The organism is uncultured Bacteroides sp., assembly GCF_910585845.1.
GTDB lineage: Bacteria > Bacteroidota > Bacteroidia > Bacteroidales > Bacteroidaceae > Bacteroides.
Genome location: NZ_CAJUHF010000001.1, coordinates 64,510 through 78,250, shown reverse-complemented (window position 1 = coordinate 78,250; position 13,741 = coordinate 64,510). Strand labels below are relative to the sequence as shown.

Annotated in this window: 21 protein-coding genes and 1 pseudogene; 16 read left to right on the top strand and 6 right to left on the bottom strand. The window is 40.7% G+C overall.

Going from position 1 to position 13,741, the window contains the following annotated elements:
- Positions 1 to 8 precede the first annotated feature (8 nt).
- From QZ323_RS00420 to QZ323_RS00410, 3 genes are read right to left on the bottom strand one after another with little or no spacing between them, the layout of a single operon-like run.
- Positions 9 to 1,244 (bottom strand): hypothetical protein, encoded by a 1,236-nt coding sequence (locus QZ323_RS00420; RefSeq protein WP_065539753.1) that lies wholly within the window; start codon positions 1,242 to 1,244, stop codon positions 9 to 11.
- A gap of 19 nt (positions 1,245 to 1,263) precedes the next feature.
- Positions 1,264 to 1,911: a hypothetical protein gene (locus tag QZ323_RS00415; protein WP_065539754.1), complete on the bottom strand. Its 648-nt coding sequence runs from the start codon at positions 1,909 to 1,911 to the stop codon at positions 1,264 to 1,266.
- 8 nt (positions 1,912 to 1,919) lie between these two features.
- On the bottom strand, positions 1,920 to 2,525 hold the full coding sequence (locus tag QZ323_RS00410; RefSeq protein WP_005655418.1) for a hypothetical protein: 606 nt from the start codon (positions 2,523 to 2,525) through the stop codon (positions 1,920 to 1,922).
- Between the two features lie 476 nt (positions 2,526 to 3,001).
- On the opposite strand from QZ323_RS00410, the gene QZ323_RS00405 reads away from it, so the two are divergent.
- The 16 genes and pseudogenes from QZ323_RS00405 (at position 3,002) to QZ323_RS00330 (ending at position 9,190) form a co-directional block, all read left to right on the top strand.
- Positions 3,002 to 3,253 carry a hypothetical protein gene (locus QZ323_RS00405; RefSeq protein ID WP_065540489.1) on the top strand — a complete coding sequence of 84 codons (252 nt, stop codon included), beginning with the start codon at positions 3,002 to 3,004 and terminating at the stop codon, positions 3,251 to 3,253.
- Between the two features lie 11 nt (positions 3,254 to 3,264).
- Positions 3,265 to 3,630, top strand: coding sequence for a hypothetical protein (locus QZ323_RS00400; RefSeq protein WP_065539755.1), 366 nt, complete (start codon positions 3,265 to 3,267; stop codon positions 3,628 to 3,630).
- Positions 3,631 to 3,673: 43 nt separating this feature from the next.
- Positions 3,674 to 3,853, top strand: a complete 180-nt coding sequence (locus tag QZ323_RS00395; protein WP_024986355.1) for a hypothetical protein — start codon at positions 3,674 to 3,676, stop codon at positions 3,851 to 3,853.
- Positions 3,854 to 3,895: 42 nt separating this feature from the next.
- Entirely contained in the window at positions 3,896 to 4,036 is a 141-nt protein-coding gene (locus QZ323_RS00390; protein ID WP_162223847.1) for a hypothetical protein, read from the top strand.
- A gap of 11 nt (positions 4,037 to 4,047) precedes the next feature.
- Positions 4,048 to 4,227: a hypothetical protein gene (locus tag QZ323_RS00385; RefSeq protein WP_024986356.1), complete on the top strand. Its 180-nt coding sequence runs from the start codon at positions 4,048 to 4,050 to the stop codon at positions 4,225 to 4,227.
- A gap of 11 nt (positions 4,228 to 4,238) precedes the next feature.
- Positions 4,239 to 4,451, top strand: a complete 213-nt coding sequence (locus QZ323_RS00380) for a hypothetical protein (RefSeq protein WP_008642513.1) — start codon at positions 4,239 to 4,241, stop codon at positions 4,449 to 4,451.
- Positions 4,452 to 4,615: 164 nt separating this feature from the next.
- On the top strand, positions 4,616 to 4,891 hold the full coding sequence (locus tag QZ323_RS00375) for a DUF3846 domain-containing protein (RefSeq protein WP_024986357.1): 276 nt from the start codon (positions 4,616 to 4,618) through the stop codon (positions 4,889 to 4,891).
- Positions 4,891 to 5,951 (top strand): annotated as a pseudogene (gene dcm, locus QZ323_RS00370) (DNA (cytosine-5-)-methyltransferase). The gene QZ323_RS00375 and the pseudogene dcm overlap by 1 nt, the downstream one beginning before the upstream one ends.
- A gap of 5 nt (positions 5,952 to 5,956) precedes the next feature.
- Positions 5,957 to 6,190: a hypothetical protein gene (locus tag QZ323_RS00365; RefSeq protein WP_128824230.1), complete on the top strand. Its 234-nt coding sequence runs from the start codon at positions 5,957 to 5,959 to the stop codon at positions 6,188 to 6,190.
- On the top strand, positions 6,187 to 6,420 hold the full coding sequence (locus QZ323_RS00360) for a hypothetical protein (protein ID WP_024986359.1): 234 nt from the start codon (positions 6,187 to 6,189) through the stop codon (positions 6,418 to 6,420). The genes QZ323_RS00365 and QZ323_RS00360 overlap by 4 nt, the downstream gene beginning before the upstream one ends.
- A gap of 178 nt (positions 6,421 to 6,598) precedes the next feature.
- Positions 6,599 to 6,853, top strand: a complete 255-nt coding sequence (locus QZ323_RS00355; RefSeq protein WP_024986361.1) for a hypothetical protein — start codon at positions 6,599 to 6,601, stop codon at positions 6,851 to 6,853.
- Positions 6,854 to 6,864: 11 nt separating this feature from the next.
- Positions 6,865 to 7,149 (top strand): hypothetical protein, encoded by a 285-nt coding sequence (locus QZ323_RS00350; protein ID WP_024986362.1) that lies wholly within the window; start codon positions 6,865 to 6,867, stop codon positions 7,147 to 7,149.
- Positions 7,150 to 7,154: 5 nt separating this feature from the next.
- Positions 7,155 to 7,484 (top strand): hypothetical protein, encoded by a 330-nt coding sequence (locus tag QZ323_RS00345; RefSeq protein WP_024986363.1) that lies wholly within the window; start codon positions 7,155 to 7,157, stop codon positions 7,482 to 7,484.
- Positions 7,485 to 7,823: 339 nt separating this feature from the next.
- Entirely contained in the window at positions 7,824 to 8,099 is a 276-nt protein-coding gene (locus QZ323_RS00340) for a hypothetical protein (protein WP_024986365.1), read from the top strand.
- Between the two features lies 1 nt (position 8,100).
- The gene (locus QZ323_RS00335; RefSeq protein WP_024986366.1) at positions 8,101 to 8,874 is read left to right on the top strand and encodes an ADP-ribosylglycohydrolase family protein; all 774 of its coding nucleotides are present in this window, start codon (positions 8,101 to 8,103) and stop codon (positions 8,872 to 8,874) included.
- Positions 8,867 to 9,190 carry a hypothetical protein gene (locus tag QZ323_RS00330; protein WP_024986367.1) on the top strand — a complete coding sequence of 108 codons (324 nt, stop codon included), beginning with the start codon at positions 8,867 to 8,869 and terminating at the stop codon, positions 9,188 to 9,190. Before QZ323_RS00335 ends, QZ323_RS00330 begins: the two co-directional genes overlap by 8 nt.
- Before the next feature lie 40 nt (positions 9,191 to 9,230).
- On the opposite strand, the gene QZ323_RS00325 is transcribed toward QZ323_RS00330, so the two are convergent.
- The 3 genes from QZ323_RS00325 to QZ323_RS00315 all read right to left on the bottom strand — a co-directional run bounded on the left by QZ323_RS00325 (position 9,231) and on the right by QZ323_RS00315 (position 13,728).
- Entirely contained in the window at positions 9,231 to 11,840 is a 2,610-nt protein-coding gene (locus QZ323_RS00325) for an ADP-ribosyltransferase (RefSeq protein ID WP_065539757.1), read from the bottom strand.
- A gap of 134 nt (positions 11,841 to 11,974) precedes the next feature.
- On the bottom strand, positions 11,975 to 12,304 hold the full coding sequence (locus QZ323_RS00320; RefSeq protein WP_024986368.1) for a hypothetical protein: 330 nt from the start codon (positions 12,302 to 12,304) through the stop codon (positions 11,975 to 11,977).
- A complete protein-coding gene (locus tag QZ323_RS00315) occupies positions 12,304 to 13,728 on the bottom strand; it encodes a phage portal protein (protein ID WP_005655441.1) in 1,425 nt (474 codons plus the stop codon). Before QZ323_RS00315 ends, QZ323_RS00320 begins: the two co-directional genes overlap by 1 nt.
- Positions 13,729 to 13,741: the final 13 nt, after the last annotated feature.

Genomic DNA, 13,741 nt, shown 5'->3' with positions numbered 1-13,741 from the left:
CAAAAGGTTTAGCCTACTTCAAGAGCTGTTGCACTCTCAAATTCGGATTTAGTCCAATAGGTACGTGCCACACCGTTTGCATCGGCTGGTACTTCCTTTTCCTCAAAGCCACGCACCTGTAAACAGATGATAGCACCAATTTCAGTGATAAGAGGCAACAAACGTCCAGAGCCTTGTGTATATTCGGCTGCAACTTGACCAGTGGATTCCCCGGTACGCCACTTGGCGATACGAATACCACCGCCAGCGTTCATGTAGTCCACGTTTTCTTCCTCTATCAACTCGCTATCTTCAATGGCGGGCTGAATTTCACCGATAACCCCGGCAGGCTTGATACAGATAAAGTTGTGATTCCACGGTTCAAGCGATTTACGCTTACCGTCCATATCCATACCCATTTTACGGGTAATCACCGTTACAGGGGGGATTTCATTACCAGCAAGCAAATCTGCCATCTGAGCCGTTGTTACGGTCTGAGCCTTTTTATCGTTACCATGTACCAACAAACGGGTCGTTTCGTCCATACGCAACCAAAAATAGAGGTCTTGGCTCATAAGGATTTCGCCCGGCTCAATGCCACGGTTACGCAGGTCACTACAGATAGCCGACAACATCAAGACTGGGGACAACTTGCCAGCTTTGGTATTGGCAGAGTTCCACAAGAAAGCTGATACCAGCTTGTTTGTTTCCGGCATTTGATAATCCACCTCGTACTTACGTCCACCCGGATTGTTGATTTCCGGCACGAACTGAGCCACACCCCAATTAGAGAATGCCATCAGAGCGATAAAGTCCATCACGTCCTTACAGCCCAAATAAGCATCTTTCATGTCGTGGGTAAGGAGCTTTTCAATTTGCTTCACCTTAGCTGATTCACTCAAACGGGGATTTTCGTAAACCTCCATCAGTTTACGGTAATCACGTGCGTACATGGGGAACTTGTGACCCACACGGGGGATTTCCTTAGTCCACACATCGAAGCCGTCAGAACGCCTCATAGGTGTAGGTGATTCATCACCAATCAATGTAGCCATGAAACGCAAGTTGTACTTACCTACAAGTGCCTCGGCAGTCAATGACATTTGGGGCGTGTTGGTAGTAAACCAGCTATCACAGTACATCTTCTGAAAAAGGGTTGTTTCACGTTCGGAAGCCTTATCAAAAGTCTTTTTCCACGTTGCCAAAAAGTCAAGCGGTTTGCCGTCCTTGTGAAGCCCTTTGAATGTTGAAAAAATAGATTTCATGTCGTTACGCTAATTTTAGTTAGTGTGATTTCGTTAATTTCACGTGGGGATTCCCTTTCAAGTAATCGCCCGTAGTGTCCTTTTGCCCGGCAGGGATAGGCGGCACACGTCTTTCGTACATCGCGTATTGCATGGTGTCGGCAGAAACATCTACAGAGGTTTCAAACTCGCCTACTTCCACATCGGCAATCAGTACGGAGTTGGAAGTGCCACGCTCCTTTGATTTTGCGGCAGCTTGTCCGTCCGAAACAACCTCTACCAATACATCATCCTTTACAAGCCCGGCAATGGCTTTGGAGAGAGTGACAATGTAATTGTTTCCGTTTCGCTCAATCTTTTCGATTGTGGGAACATCGGCAATGGCTGTAGCGGCTGTGCCGTCTTTCAGCACCAAATCACCAACGGCAAAGCAAGGCTCGTAGAACTCATCTACGTACAGGCTTACTTTCTTGGTGTTTTCCGCATCCACTTCCACCACTTTTGCAGTCTTGATGACTTGCACCGTCCTTTTCACCTCATCCTTGATAGCAAGCGTTCCGGCAGGCACGGTATCGCCAACAGCGAAATGTTGGTTTTCCACGTCCAGATTGAAGCCGCCTTGCACGATAGAGGGCGAACCCGTGAAAATGGGTCGCATCCCGGTAAATGAAGCAGTCTTTCTTTTCATTTCATCTTTTATTTTACGGTTATTGATTCCAGCAAGCTATCAGCAGCTTCATCAATTTGCTTTTCACTTGCCGCCTTAGAACCCCCTGAGTGTTCATCATCAAGCCCATTTGTAATAAGCTCCTGTTTGTAAGCGGAAACGGCATCCTCAATATCTTCATCATCGGAGATTGATTTTGCCAAACGGTCACGGAGATAAGCCGGGATTTTGTGCTTTTCCATAGCCTTAACTACTTCCTTTGCACGGGCTTCCTTGCTTTCTTTGGCTTCGTAGTTAGCAATCTTTTCCTCCATTTCCTTTAACCTCTTTTCAGTCGCTTCGTCCAAAGCCACCTTGCCCTTACGTTTAGATTCTTCTTCCTTACGCTTTCTTTCTTCCTCTTCCTCATCCTCGGTTTGGGTTGGTTTCTTTTTGTTTGCCCATCGGGTTGCTTCACCTTGACTTTCCTTAGCCACTTCCGCAATCAGATTTGCCGTACTTTCTATTGCCTCATCATCGGTAGAATCATCCTCAATGCTGCCACCCATTTTTTCGGTTATCGCTTTAAGGTACTTCTCCGAAAGACCAGTGTCTTTACACAAGCCTTTGACTTTCTCAAAGAGTTTCTTATTCATTGTTGCTTTTGTTATTTAGTAAGTTGAACTTCTACAGAGCAAAGATATGAAATAAAATCATATATGCGTTCCATAAACACACATATTTTACTCGGTAAATTACTTGCCTATTAGCATCTTACGCTTAAAAACAAGACGTAAAAGCGATTTTTCATTTGCTATATTCAATATAACAAATATGTGTTTGATTAACACAACAGGAATAATAATTTTCACTCAGCAAAAATATATCCTCAGAAAAGCACAAAATATATCCTGTTTTGCAGTAAATATATCCATTCGAGCATTCCCACTCATCTTAAATAAAGGAAATCACCACTAAAAGACTATCAAAACCAACTATCACATAGGTATTTTGAAAATATATCCAAAAATATATCCAAACACTTTGTTATATTAAATATATAGCCTATATTTGCAACGTAATTGAATTGATTACGAATAAAGAATATGTAACACCTAACAAATTTCAGATTATGGCAATTAAGCGTATTGATGAAAAGAAAACATTAGAGTATGCGGTAGCTTTTCACTTCCACACTTCGGGAAGCATAAACTTTATGATGGGCAATATCATGTACCAGCATATCAAAACCATTTATGACGAAAGGGCAGACGGCAGAGGGCAAAACACATTAGAGGTAGTTTACAACTACAAAAAAATGAAATATGAAGTGCTGTGCCTCACAGACAGCAAATTAGCTCAAAAAGAAATATCAATACTATAATACATATTGCCATGACACAAAAAGAATTTGAAGAAAGAACCGGGTTGAAGCTAACAGCGGACAACTATACAGAGGTTGAAACTTGCTACATGAATACAGACCTTGATAAAGATGCGTTTTGCAAGTTGTGGATGAAAAACCCGGCAGCTCTGAAAGAAATAGAGCAAAAAACGGTGTTAGTCCGTGAACTTTACGAAGAACGCAAATGTCTTGAAAACTTTCTTATAGAACAAGCCGAAAAGTGGAGTGCATTAGATTTAAGAGAAAAAGCAATAACCATGATTGGCGAGCGTGAATACCTCAGAAGAAAATTAGCAAAAGGATACAACCTTTGGGAATTAGACAAAGAACTATTAGACGAAATTTTAAGAAAGTAATAACCAGTAGGGTAGCAATCCCCTACACAATACAAATAAGATTATGAAACTTTTAGAGATACATAAAAAGGGTATTAATGCCCACAATAAAGAAGTAAGCTATTACGGCTTAGATTACACGACTAAGAAAGTGTTATTTGAAGTCGAAGAACTCAATGAGGCTATTGAGCAAGCCGTTTCTTTTGGCTATCAAAAATGGGCTGAAATAACAATGATGTTCTAAGTTTAACCCGGTAGTCTTTGGGCTACCACAATGCAACACCGAATGAAAAGATATTATTTGCAAGGCAAAGAGATTAGCGAAAAACAAGCTAAAGCCATTGAAGCCCAAAATCAGAAGTACATAAGCAGCAATGATTTTACGCTTTGGGCAAAGTGCCAATTTGTAACAGTAGTAACCAAGTAAATTTCAGAATTATGAATGAATACACTTACATCATTTTCGACCATAACGGCAGACGTTTGGGAAAGATTGAGTTTGGAGTGCGCAACAGCGTACCATCCGCAAAAGAAATAAAAGAAGCCATTAAAGATGGCTTTCCCAACGGGACGACTTATAAATTACTCGTTCCAATAAGCGTGTGTATCAACCAATAAAATTTTAGTATATGGGAATATTGAAAGATGCAATTTTAGCAGCAATACAGCAGGAACACCCGGATGCTCATTGGGTGGGAAACGAAAAGCCCCACATGATAGAATCTACAGCGCAAGCAAAATACAATGACGTTAGACGTGTTGAACGCAATTATACTAAAGGCGTTCACAAGGCAAGAAAGGAGGCTCACAATGGCAATAGTAACAGCACAAGACATTTATAGATGTGATTCATGCAAGGCAGCATCAGACGAATTTGGAAGAAGATGTAAGCATGGTATGCTCTTCCCTCTAATGCTTATAATGGGAAACTTTACTGAGTGTATGAACTATGAGTTTGATACCGAAAAGGTAAAACTTCAACTAAAACGAAAGGAGGCAAAATAAGATGGCAACACTTATAAAGACAGACGGAAGTAAATTGGAAATCCAACCTCAAAACGGGCTGGACTTCCAACTGGATGAACTGCAAAAGTTCGTAGATGGTTACATTGATATTATAAACCTACACAATGGGGATATTCTCGTAATCAATGATAATGGGAAAGACGTTTTAGATTCCAACGAAACAGCCACGGAAATAGCGCATAAACACAATGCTATTTTTGGTTGGGATTATATTTGTGGCGATGTCGTTATGTGTAAAGATGAGGAGGTGCAATAATGGAAATTCATAAATTCCCTTATAACTGGAAGCTGGCAGAAGCCAATTTCACTAAAGACAAAGGCAAAGTGTTTTCTTGTTTTGCGTGTGGTGGCGGTTCAACTATGGGCTACAAGTTGGCAGGGTTTGATGTGATAGGTTGCAATGAAATAGACCCTAAAGTGAATCAGGTGTATGTAACCAACCATGCACCACAGTTCAATTTTTTAGGGGATATAAGAGAATTGAGAGAGAGCTACCGCCCGAACTTTATAACTTGGATATTTTGGACGGTTCACCCCCATGTTCCACTTTCTCCTTATCTGGCAACCGTGAAAAGGATTGGGGCAAAGAAAAGGTGTTCAGAGAGGGGCAAACGGCACAAGTTCTTGATACACTTTTCTTCGACTTCATTGCTTTGGCAAAAGCACTTCAACCAAAGGTTGTGATAGCGGAAAATGTGAAAGGCTTGCTTATGGGTAATGCCATAGATTATGCAAGACGCATTTACAAGGACTTTGAAGATGCTGGGTATTATTGCCAACACTTCTTACTTGATGCTTCTAAAATGGGAGTACCACAAATGCGAAATCGGGTGTTCTTTGTATGTATTAGGCATGATTTGGGCGTGAATTTCTTGAAAGTGTCTGACCTCTTCAATGTTGAGCCACATATTAGCATGGACTTCAACGAGCCGGGGATTTGCTACGGAGAATTTGCGGATTACATGGGCAAGCCATACGGCAAGCGCATGAAAGAAATGTTTGATAATAGAACACATGGGGATATTGATATGTCAAATGCTTATCGGAAGCTGACAGGCAAAAGAGGATTTTTCAATCAATGTTATTTGTATGAGGATAAAATTTGCAACACGCTTACGGCTCATGCAGACAGCACGATTCCTTTTAATAAGCCTGTGTATTTATCAAAATCTGAGGTGTGCAACGCTTCTACTTTCCCGCAAGACTATGATTTTTGCGGTTTTTCACCGCACTACATTTGCGGTATGAGTGTACCGCCTGTTATGATGGCGCAAGTGTCTACACGAGTTTACGAACAATGGCTATCAAATTTATAATTGGAATGAAAACACTAACAGTTGGAGAACTTATACAAAAACTTAAAAAAATGCCTAAAGCAGCCAATGTTTGGATGCTAACAGATAGAAAAGAATCAAATTGGGATGAAGATAATGCGACTTTTAGGCGTGTTCATGGAATAACTTACGTTGAAAAAGAAATCGTATATCCAAACGATGGTTTTACAGATAAAACAGAAATTAATGTTTTACTTGAAATAGAAGAGGATGAGATATGAGAAAGTTACGTGCAATATGGCAGCTTATCAAAGCTGATAAATGGGCTTTATTCACTTATGAAAATGCCCCGGAAGACCCAGTATGGGCAACTTTCCCATTTTTTCGGTGGAACATATCGGAGAAATGCGACTACTTTTTCAGACTGATTAAAGAACGTCTGTATAGTATTGATAATTACAACAGTGCTTTAACTAATGAGCGTAAAATATATGAGGATAACGAACAATGATTGAAAAATGGTACGAGGTATCTTGTGATATATGCGGTTGTAAACTTATTCAATATGCAATGTTTCAGCCAACGCCTACCGAATTACGGAGAAACGGTATAAAAGTTAAAATCTATAATGGCAAGATTCACACTTATTGTGATGAATGTTATGAGAAGATAAGAAAAGGAGGTAAACGATGAACACTACATTAAGAAATGCTTTCAAGAAAGCGGAAGATAAACACCGTGAATCAATTATAGCACTACAAGCTATTGATAAACATCTTGCTTTTTCAGGATTTAGAGGGAACGAGCCTAAAATATCAATGGCGGCAGGGGATGATATTTTACTTGTGTGGCAATGTAAAGAAATGGATAAAGAAACAATCATCGAAATCATGGAATCAAGAGGGTATATAACACCCGATGATTTTGTAGGAGTGTTCGACTAAAGTATAAAGCAATGAGGTACGCACTTAGGAAGCAAGCTAAAATAGCCTCTGTGTATAGTGAGGCTTATTTGAAAGAACACATCATAAGCAGCCTTGATTCTTATTTTGGCAAATGCGATGATGAGCGTATAACGGATGATATTTCACAAGAGGGATATGTAACCAGTACTGGAGAAGATTATCCACTTTTGAAAATAAACGACCTTGCGGATGATAACGCTATGTTGGAGTTCGCCGTTATAGGTTTGGAATGTGATATATTAAAATTGTCTTTTTTAGGACGAATAAAAGGATAAACACAATGAATAAAGAACTGATTAAAAAGGAAGCAGATGAATTTGCTAATAAAGAATACGAGATAAGCGATATTGATAGAGATGCTTTACATAAAGGGTTTTATCATGGTGCGGAATGGCGCATAAATTCGGTATGGCACAATGCGGATAAGAAACCAAAAGACGGAAAGTATCTAACAATAATAAAGGTGAAAGGAGAGCTTATAATTGAAATAGCCCCGTGGAGAAATGGAAAATATCAAGGGACACACCATATTGGAGTGTATTTTGGTCATGCTACGATTGTCAAATATGCCAATATTTACGATTTACTACCATCAGAACAAATCGAATAAGAAAGCATTAACCATACTAAGTACAATAAACTTGGTAAACATTTGTTTTATTAAATATAATATGGTAATTTTGCGTTTATAGAACACATATAGCAATGAAACAGCAAAGAAAGGTCATTCATGTAGAATTGAAAGAGCCATACAAGGGCAAACGTCACTACTATTTTGGCAGCATTACCGCTATATATGAGCTGTTGCCCACCGAAGTAGTAGGATGCTCGAAAGAAACCCTTTGGAATGTTCTAAGGAATGACGAACACAAGGGTAGAAAAGCCATTATACGATATGGCACACTCCATACAAAACAATCAAATAGAGGCATAAGAAAGGAGGCTAACAATGGATGAATGTATTACGAAAGAAATGACAAAATCCCTTTTGAAAGCATTTGAGGGTATAAACGAATCTTTAGAAGATTTTCAAAAGGCTTGTGCATCTACAATAGAATCTACAGAAAAGCATATTGTATCGGCTCTTTTTTTAAGAGAATCTGCAATGCTCATTAAACTGGCAGAATCTTCATTTGTTACACGATGGTACTACAAACATAAGTACCGTGAAGCTAAATATCATAGAATTAAAGCAGAGCGTTTTTTTAATCAAAATTTCAAGTAATATGTTAGGAGCAATTATAGGCGATATTGTAGGCTCACGCTTTGAGTTTAACAATACAGATAACTACAACTTTGAATTATTCACAAAGGATAGCACGTTTACAGACGATACCATTTGTACTATAGCGGTAGCGGATGCAATCAATACGGGCGCAAATTACAAAGATAAGTTTCTCCAATGGTGTAGAGCATACCCCAATCCGAAAGGGGCATACGGCGGCAGCTTTGCCCGCTGGATAGCCTCAGACACCCCACAACCATATAACAGCTTCGGCAATGGCTCTGCAATGCGTGTTTCCCCGGTTGCATGGGCTTATGACAACTTGGATAAGGTTTTGATGGAGGCAGAGAAAACGGCTATAGTAACCCATAATCACCCGGAGGGAATTAAAGGAGCTGTAGCAGTCGCACACGCTATTTATTATCTGAGGACAACCCACAATCAGAAAGCATTTGAGAATATAATGCAATCGTACTATCCGCAATTCATGGTAAACGATTATTATGCCGGAGTATTTGATGAAACGTGTCAAGGCACTGTGCCGCTTTGTTTGAAAATTATTCGTGTAAGCACCTCTTTTGAGGATGCAATCAGACGGGCTATTTCATGGGGTGGAGATAGCGACACGATAGGGGCAATAGTCGGCTCAATGGCAGAAGCCCTTTGGGGTGTCCCCAAAGAAATTTCAGACAAGGCATTTGACTTGTTGCCTACTGATATGCTCAATGTAGTTGGTGATTTTTTCGGAAACTTAAATAGAAAACAATATGTATAAAAACGATTTACAATCATTTTGCCGCTTCTACAAAGGCGAAACGGTATGCCCGTTCAAAGATGGCGATAAGCAAATGTTTTGGCTTTGTGAAAAATGGTGGACTGAGCAAACTATACCTGCCACCGATGCTGGATGTGAACTCATTACCCCAATTCTAAAGGAATACACTGATGCCGGATTATCCAGTTTTGAATTGTACGATGGTGTGCCCATCACATTGAAAGCGGTGCTTTTCAATAGGTACTGCAAATATGCTGAAAGGGTGGATATAGAGGATTTTAGAAAGCTGTATCGGACTACATACATAAAAGATTAAAGTAAAGGCGCACCGTAATTGATGCGCCTTTCTTTTGTTGTCAATACTTGCAATAGAATCCCATTGGAGTAGAAACCATTTCCTTTATCACTTTCGGGCTTTGTTCCAAAACTTCCATATCTATATACCATTTGCCATTTGTGTATTCGGCTTTAGTGATTCTGAATTTAGTGCCACGCTGTAGGATAATTTCATTTTCCCCCGTTGTTGTAGGCTTAGAAGTTCCGTTCCACTTCTTACCCGGACAATAGTCCCCATTGTCATGGCTTGAACCAAATGCAGAAAAAGGCTCTGCGTAGGTCATTTGTGTACCTTTCGGACAATAGATATTCAGACAAACGGGCTTACTTCCAAAGTTCGTATTCCGGCAATTACCACACGACATAAAGGAATCATCCGTACCAACCTTGCCAACAAGCTTAGACGGGTCAGATATATAAGCATCCAAATCAGACAGCCCAAACCGATAGTTTACAAAAGCACTGATTTCGTCACGCTTTACCCAAACATCATCTTTAAGTGTGCTTCGGGCTATATATTGGGTCATATCGGCAATATGCTTTTCAGCTTCGGACAATCTACTACCATAGTAGTGATAATATCCCTTGATAGCACGCAAAGGCTCTGTTATGTAACTACTACCAGCCGTATATTGATACATAGCCGCCTTTTCATTGGTGCTTGCAAGTTTCCACATATCCACGGCATTATCAAAGAAATAATCGTTTGCATCTGAACTATGAATAAACCATTTCGCCTCATCCTTTCTTTCCTGCGTAAAATCGGAATCCTTAAACTTAACCTCCTTTACTTTTGATTTACGCTTGGCAGCGGCTTTTTCAATGCTTTCTTTCCTTGCATTAAGTTCCGCAATGGTTTGTTGTGCCATTGCTTTATCATTGCCATTGATTGCATTTTCAAGCTGTGCAATGAGCGATTGGTAAGGCTTGGACTTGGTAGAGAACTTAGATAGGTCGGCATAGCTATCCTTAATGGCATTCCAATCTATCTTATCTTGAACAATGCCAAGCTGTTTAATATAGGCTTGTTGTGACACCTGCCACGTTGGGTACTTCTGTTGTACATTATGATAGTTACCACCTAAAAAGTCGTATACTTCAAAATTCAGTTTCTTTAATTGTTGTTCCAAAGAAAGGCTATCCCATTGTGCCAGCTTATCAGCAACCGCCTTGTTTACGGCTTTTGCATCGGCTAAAGAGAACTTTTTAGCCACCTCCATAGGGCTATCTATGTAACCCAGTGAATAAATCTCCTTACCTATGGCTTTCAGTTTATGGGCTTCCAACATGATAGCGGACAAATCAGGGTGTTTTAGAGCCTCAGCTAAAGCCGTAGTATCAACGTCTGAAATACCACCCATAACACGGAGCATATTATTACCATAGTGATAGGTCGCTTTCCTCACATTCCACCGTTGCCGGATGGCATTTGCTTCCGCTTCCGTCCGGGCTTCGTGCCGGGCTTTTGCTATCTCTTTTGCTGTCGGTGGATAGATAACCTTTTCATTGTCCCGTAGGAAGTAGGGCAAAGTCCCTTTCTCCGTTGCATCCTTGATGCGTTGCTCATTATCTTGCATCCACCCGGTAAATTGGGATGGCAGCTCTTTTACCTTTTCCTCACATTCCACCGTTGCCGGATTATCCCCGTCCAAAATCTTATCCAGCATTTCGTCCAATTCTTCTTGCTTTGCCAGTACGGGCACTTGATAGCAACGGCAATTCGGGTGCCACCCTTTCCAACGGAATGTTTTAGGGTACACACCTTTCAAATCATCGCAAATGTCAGATACGGGATGATTGTTGGATAGCTTGATTTCAATGCCTACCACAAAGTCGAGTTGCGCCCAACGCTCAAAATCGGCTGTACGATACGCAATGTTGGTTTCAGTCCGTGCAAGCCTTTGGGCGTTACGTGCGGATGAACGGTACACGCCACGCCCGGGATGAAAATGTTTCGGGTTATCATCCACCCATTTGTAGGAGTTGGCTTCTTTGTCCCAAACCCTGCGTTTCCACTTTCTACCATAGATAGGTTGCCCGTTCTCATCTTCCCCTACCTTGATACGGAAACGCCTGTAAAACTTATCGGGGTCTTGTAGATACTTCTTTATCTGAGCCGCCAAACGATTAGCCGGAACACCCTCACCAATCGCCAAATCTAAAGTATTTTCCAGCTCATCACGGAACATACCCGTATATCGCCAAACCTTTTGAGAGAGATTCAAACCACCGTCACCACTCTTACGGGCAAAGAAAGCATCCATAGCCTCTTTGTTGCGCTTGAAGAAACGTGCAAAGTGATTATCTTTTATTGATTGTTCACCGAACACACTTTTAACCAAAGCATCGTTATTCTCGTTAGATGCAAGCCATTCCTTTTCTACACCGCCCCGGATAACTTGGTAAACACGGCTGTACATATCCCTAAGAATGGGCGTAACTTCCTCACTATACCCATAGTCGGCAAAAGAGAAAGGCTTCCCATCCTCCAACTCCGTACCCTTTACCAAGTTAATTATTCGCTCAAATGCTTGTTGGTAGATGATACGGACATTGGCAGCGTAACCCTCCGTTCTATTGAAAAGCTCCGCTTGCATCTTCTTATAGTCTATGTACTTCTTCTTTGCCATGCCACTACTTTAGTTTGAAGTTGGTGCAATAGTCCTTATCTAAAAACTTGCTGTATTTATGGAAAGGGCATTTGCATAAGAACGGTTCGCCTTTCCAGTTCAATTCGTGGAAGTCGAAAGCGTGTTTGCAGTCCCTACAATGGTAGTTCTGCGTTGATGCTTGTTTTTTCTTTGCCATAGTCGCTATCATCTAAGAAACTGTATAACAAATCTTTTTTAGTATTGAAGCAATTACATTCATTATGCTTACAAATTGGGTCTTTATCACCAAAACTTCTATACTCACTTCTTTGCACCTCTACATATATAATTTTGGTATAATACTCCCCCGAAAGGGAACAAGTACCTACAGGTACATCACCTATTACCTCCACTTCAATATTGCTAATTTGGATTTTCTCCGGCTTATTATTGCGCATAATCCAAACCTTATCGCCAACATTGTATTTTGTCTTTATTTCCATTATTCAGCCCCTCCGAAAACGTCCATTTTGTTTAACTCCATTTGTTGCTCCATCCGTTCCGCTTCTTCTTGTTTTAGCCGCTCTATTTCTTGTTTCGCATCTTTTACAAGGTAGGACAATTCTACATAGGTTTCACGGCTCAATGCCCCATCATTGTATTGCTTAGATAAGTCGGCAAGCAATTCGCTCACATCTTCCCCGAAAGGCTCTTGGAACTCATGCCTTAACAGCAAGGCATCATATTCAGCCTTATGCCGATAGTCAAGCACATTACCTAAAATAGCTATCATAAGGTTAGCGTGGCGTTTCATATAATCATCGTGCTTTTCCTTGTGGCGTTCAGCCTTAATAACGGCAAGCAACATCACTTTGCGTATAGCCTTTGCCGAAAGGTTGCCTAATGATTTCATATTGTCAAAATCAATGTTGGGCGTGAAAGACTTTGAAAGAATGTGTTTATCCAATCTTTCAAACTCATTCTTTTTGCTTTCGCTCGCCTCATTCCATGTAAGGTAGCGTACATCACCGCCATTTTTGAGAATAAACAGTTTGGCTTCTTCTTCCGACTTTGGCAAGCTATTGAGGATTTCAGAAGTAGCCACCATTGCCGGGTTAGAAAAGCGGTCATTAGTATCTGCATCGGTGCTTTCCATTATTTCAGAGCGTTCAATCATGGGTTGCACCTCCTTATGTTCGGGCGTTTGCTCAAATATCAGCACGGGAATTTTCCCTATTGGATTATCCTTTATCTCAACCTCCCAACCCATTTTGCCACGTTTGGCACGATATACAGTCTCTTTAGTGTATATATCCACATGGTAAACGGTATTGTTGCCTGCCTCTGTCAGATAGTAACCCCATGCAAAAGCGGTAATCCGTTTGTATTGGTCACGAATGGTATAAATATCATCGTTGTTTTCCCGGCTCAACACATTCAGCAAAAGGGATGGTTTATTATCACTATCCCGGTACACATGGTAAAGAATGGCAGAAATGCCCTCCGCACCAGCCAAACGTTTAGCCTCTCTAACTTTGGCATTGAAATGTATTTCATTCAGCCAATCTTTGTAGTTCTGAAAAGCATAATCCGTACCCGTTGAAAGCTGTTGCCATTTTACGGGTCTGCCATAGAGAAACACCAAAGAAATTTCATTGATGAATTGAGGGTAAGGAATAGGGATTTTCCACCGTTTACTCCAACGTAGAAAGTTGCCTTTCTTATCGTAAACGGCTCTATCCTTACGCTCCATCACTTTGTGAGTGTCAATCTTATACTCACGTAAATTATTGGCGGCTTCTTCCGCATGGGCTTTCATCATGGAAAGAGCACGGGTCACATCCTTAGCCGTCAAAAGGTCGGCAAAGTTTTGTTGGTAGCCAATAGCCGCCTTTACCTCGTTAGAAATAATGTTTAATAATCCCATTTTGCTTTATTGT

What these genes read in the sequence shown, in the direction of transcription:
- QZ323_RS00420 (WP_065539753.1), bottom strand. Translation starts at nt 1,244, where the DNA reads ATGAAATCTATTTTTTCAACATTCAAAGGGCTTCACAAGGACGGCAAA.
- QZ323_RS00415 (WP_065539754.1), bottom strand. Translation starts at nt 1,911, where the DNA reads ATGAAAAGAAAGACTGCTTCATTTACCGGGATGCGACCCATTTTCACG.
- QZ323_RS00410 (WP_005655418.1), bottom strand. Translation starts at nt 2,525, where the DNA reads ATGAATAAGAAACTCTTTGAGAAAGTCAAAGGCTTGTGTAAAGACACT.
- QZ323_RS00405 (WP_065540489.1), top strand. Translation starts at nt 3,002, where the DNA reads ATGGCAATTAAGCGTATTGATGAAAAGAAAACATTAGAGTATGCGGTA.
- QZ323_RS00400 (WP_065539755.1), top strand. Translation starts at nt 3,265, where the DNA reads ATGACACAAAAAGAATTTGAAGAAAGAACCGGGTTGAAGCTAACAGCG.
- QZ323_RS00395 (WP_024986355.1), top strand. Translation starts at nt 3,674, where the DNA reads ATGAAACTTTTAGAGATACATAAAAAGGGTATTAATGCCCACAATAAA.
- QZ323_RS00390 (WP_162223847.1), top strand. Translation starts at nt 3,896, where the DNA reads ATGAAAAGATATTATTTGCAAGGCAAAGAGATTAGCGAAAAACAAGCT.
- QZ323_RS00385 (WP_024986356.1), top strand. Translation starts at nt 4,048, where the DNA reads ATGAATGAATACACTTACATCATTTTCGACCATAACGGCAGACGTTTG.
- QZ323_RS00380 (WP_008642513.1), top strand. Translation starts at nt 4,239, where the DNA reads ATGGGAATATTGAAAGATGCAATTTTAGCAGCAATACAGCAGGAACAC.
- QZ323_RS00375 (WP_024986357.1), top strand. Translation starts at nt 4,616, where the DNA reads ATGGCAACACTTATAAAGACAGACGGAAGTAAATTGGAAATCCAACCT.
- QZ323_RS00365 (WP_128824230.1), top strand. Translation starts at nt 5,957, where the DNA reads ATGAAAACACTAACAGTTGGAGAACTTATACAAAAACTTAAAAAAATG.
- QZ323_RS00360 (WP_024986359.1), top strand. Translation starts at nt 6,187, where the DNA reads ATGAGAAAGTTACGTGCAATATGGCAGCTTATCAAAGCTGATAAATGG.
- QZ323_RS00355 (WP_024986361.1), top strand. Translation starts at nt 6,599, where the DNA reads ATGAACACTACATTAAGAAATGCTTTCAAGAAAGCGGAAGATAAACAC.
- QZ323_RS00350 (WP_024986362.1), top strand. Translation starts at nt 6,865, where the DNA reads ATGAGGTACGCACTTAGGAAGCAAGCTAAAATAGCCTCTGTGTATAGT.
- QZ323_RS00345 (WP_024986363.1), top strand. Translation starts at nt 7,155, where the DNA reads ATGAATAAAGAACTGATTAAAAAGGAAGCAGATGAATTTGCTAATAAA.
- QZ323_RS00340 (WP_024986365.1), top strand. Translation starts at nt 7,824, where the DNA reads ATGGATGAATGTATTACGAAAGAAATGACAAAATCCCTTTTGAAAGCA.
- QZ323_RS00335 (WP_024986366.1), top strand. Translation starts at nt 8,101, where the DNA reads ATGTTAGGAGCAATTATAGGCGATATTGTAGGCTCACGCTTTGAGTTT.
- QZ323_RS00330 (WP_024986367.1), top strand. Translation starts at nt 8,867, where the DNA reads ATGTATAAAAACGATTTACAATCATTTTGCCGCTTCTACAAAGGCGAA.
- QZ323_RS00325 (WP_065539757.1), bottom strand. Translation starts at nt 11,840, where the DNA reads ATGGCAAAGAAGAAGTACATAGACTATAAGAAGATGCAAGCGGAGCTT.
- QZ323_RS00320 (WP_024986368.1), bottom strand. Translation starts at nt 12,304, where the DNA reads ATGGAAATAAAGACAAAATACAATGTTGGCGATAAGGTTTGGATTATG.
- QZ323_RS00315 (WP_005655441.1), bottom strand. Translation starts at nt 13,728, where the DNA reads ATGGGATTATTAAACATTATTTCTAACGAGGTAAAGGCGGCTATTGGC.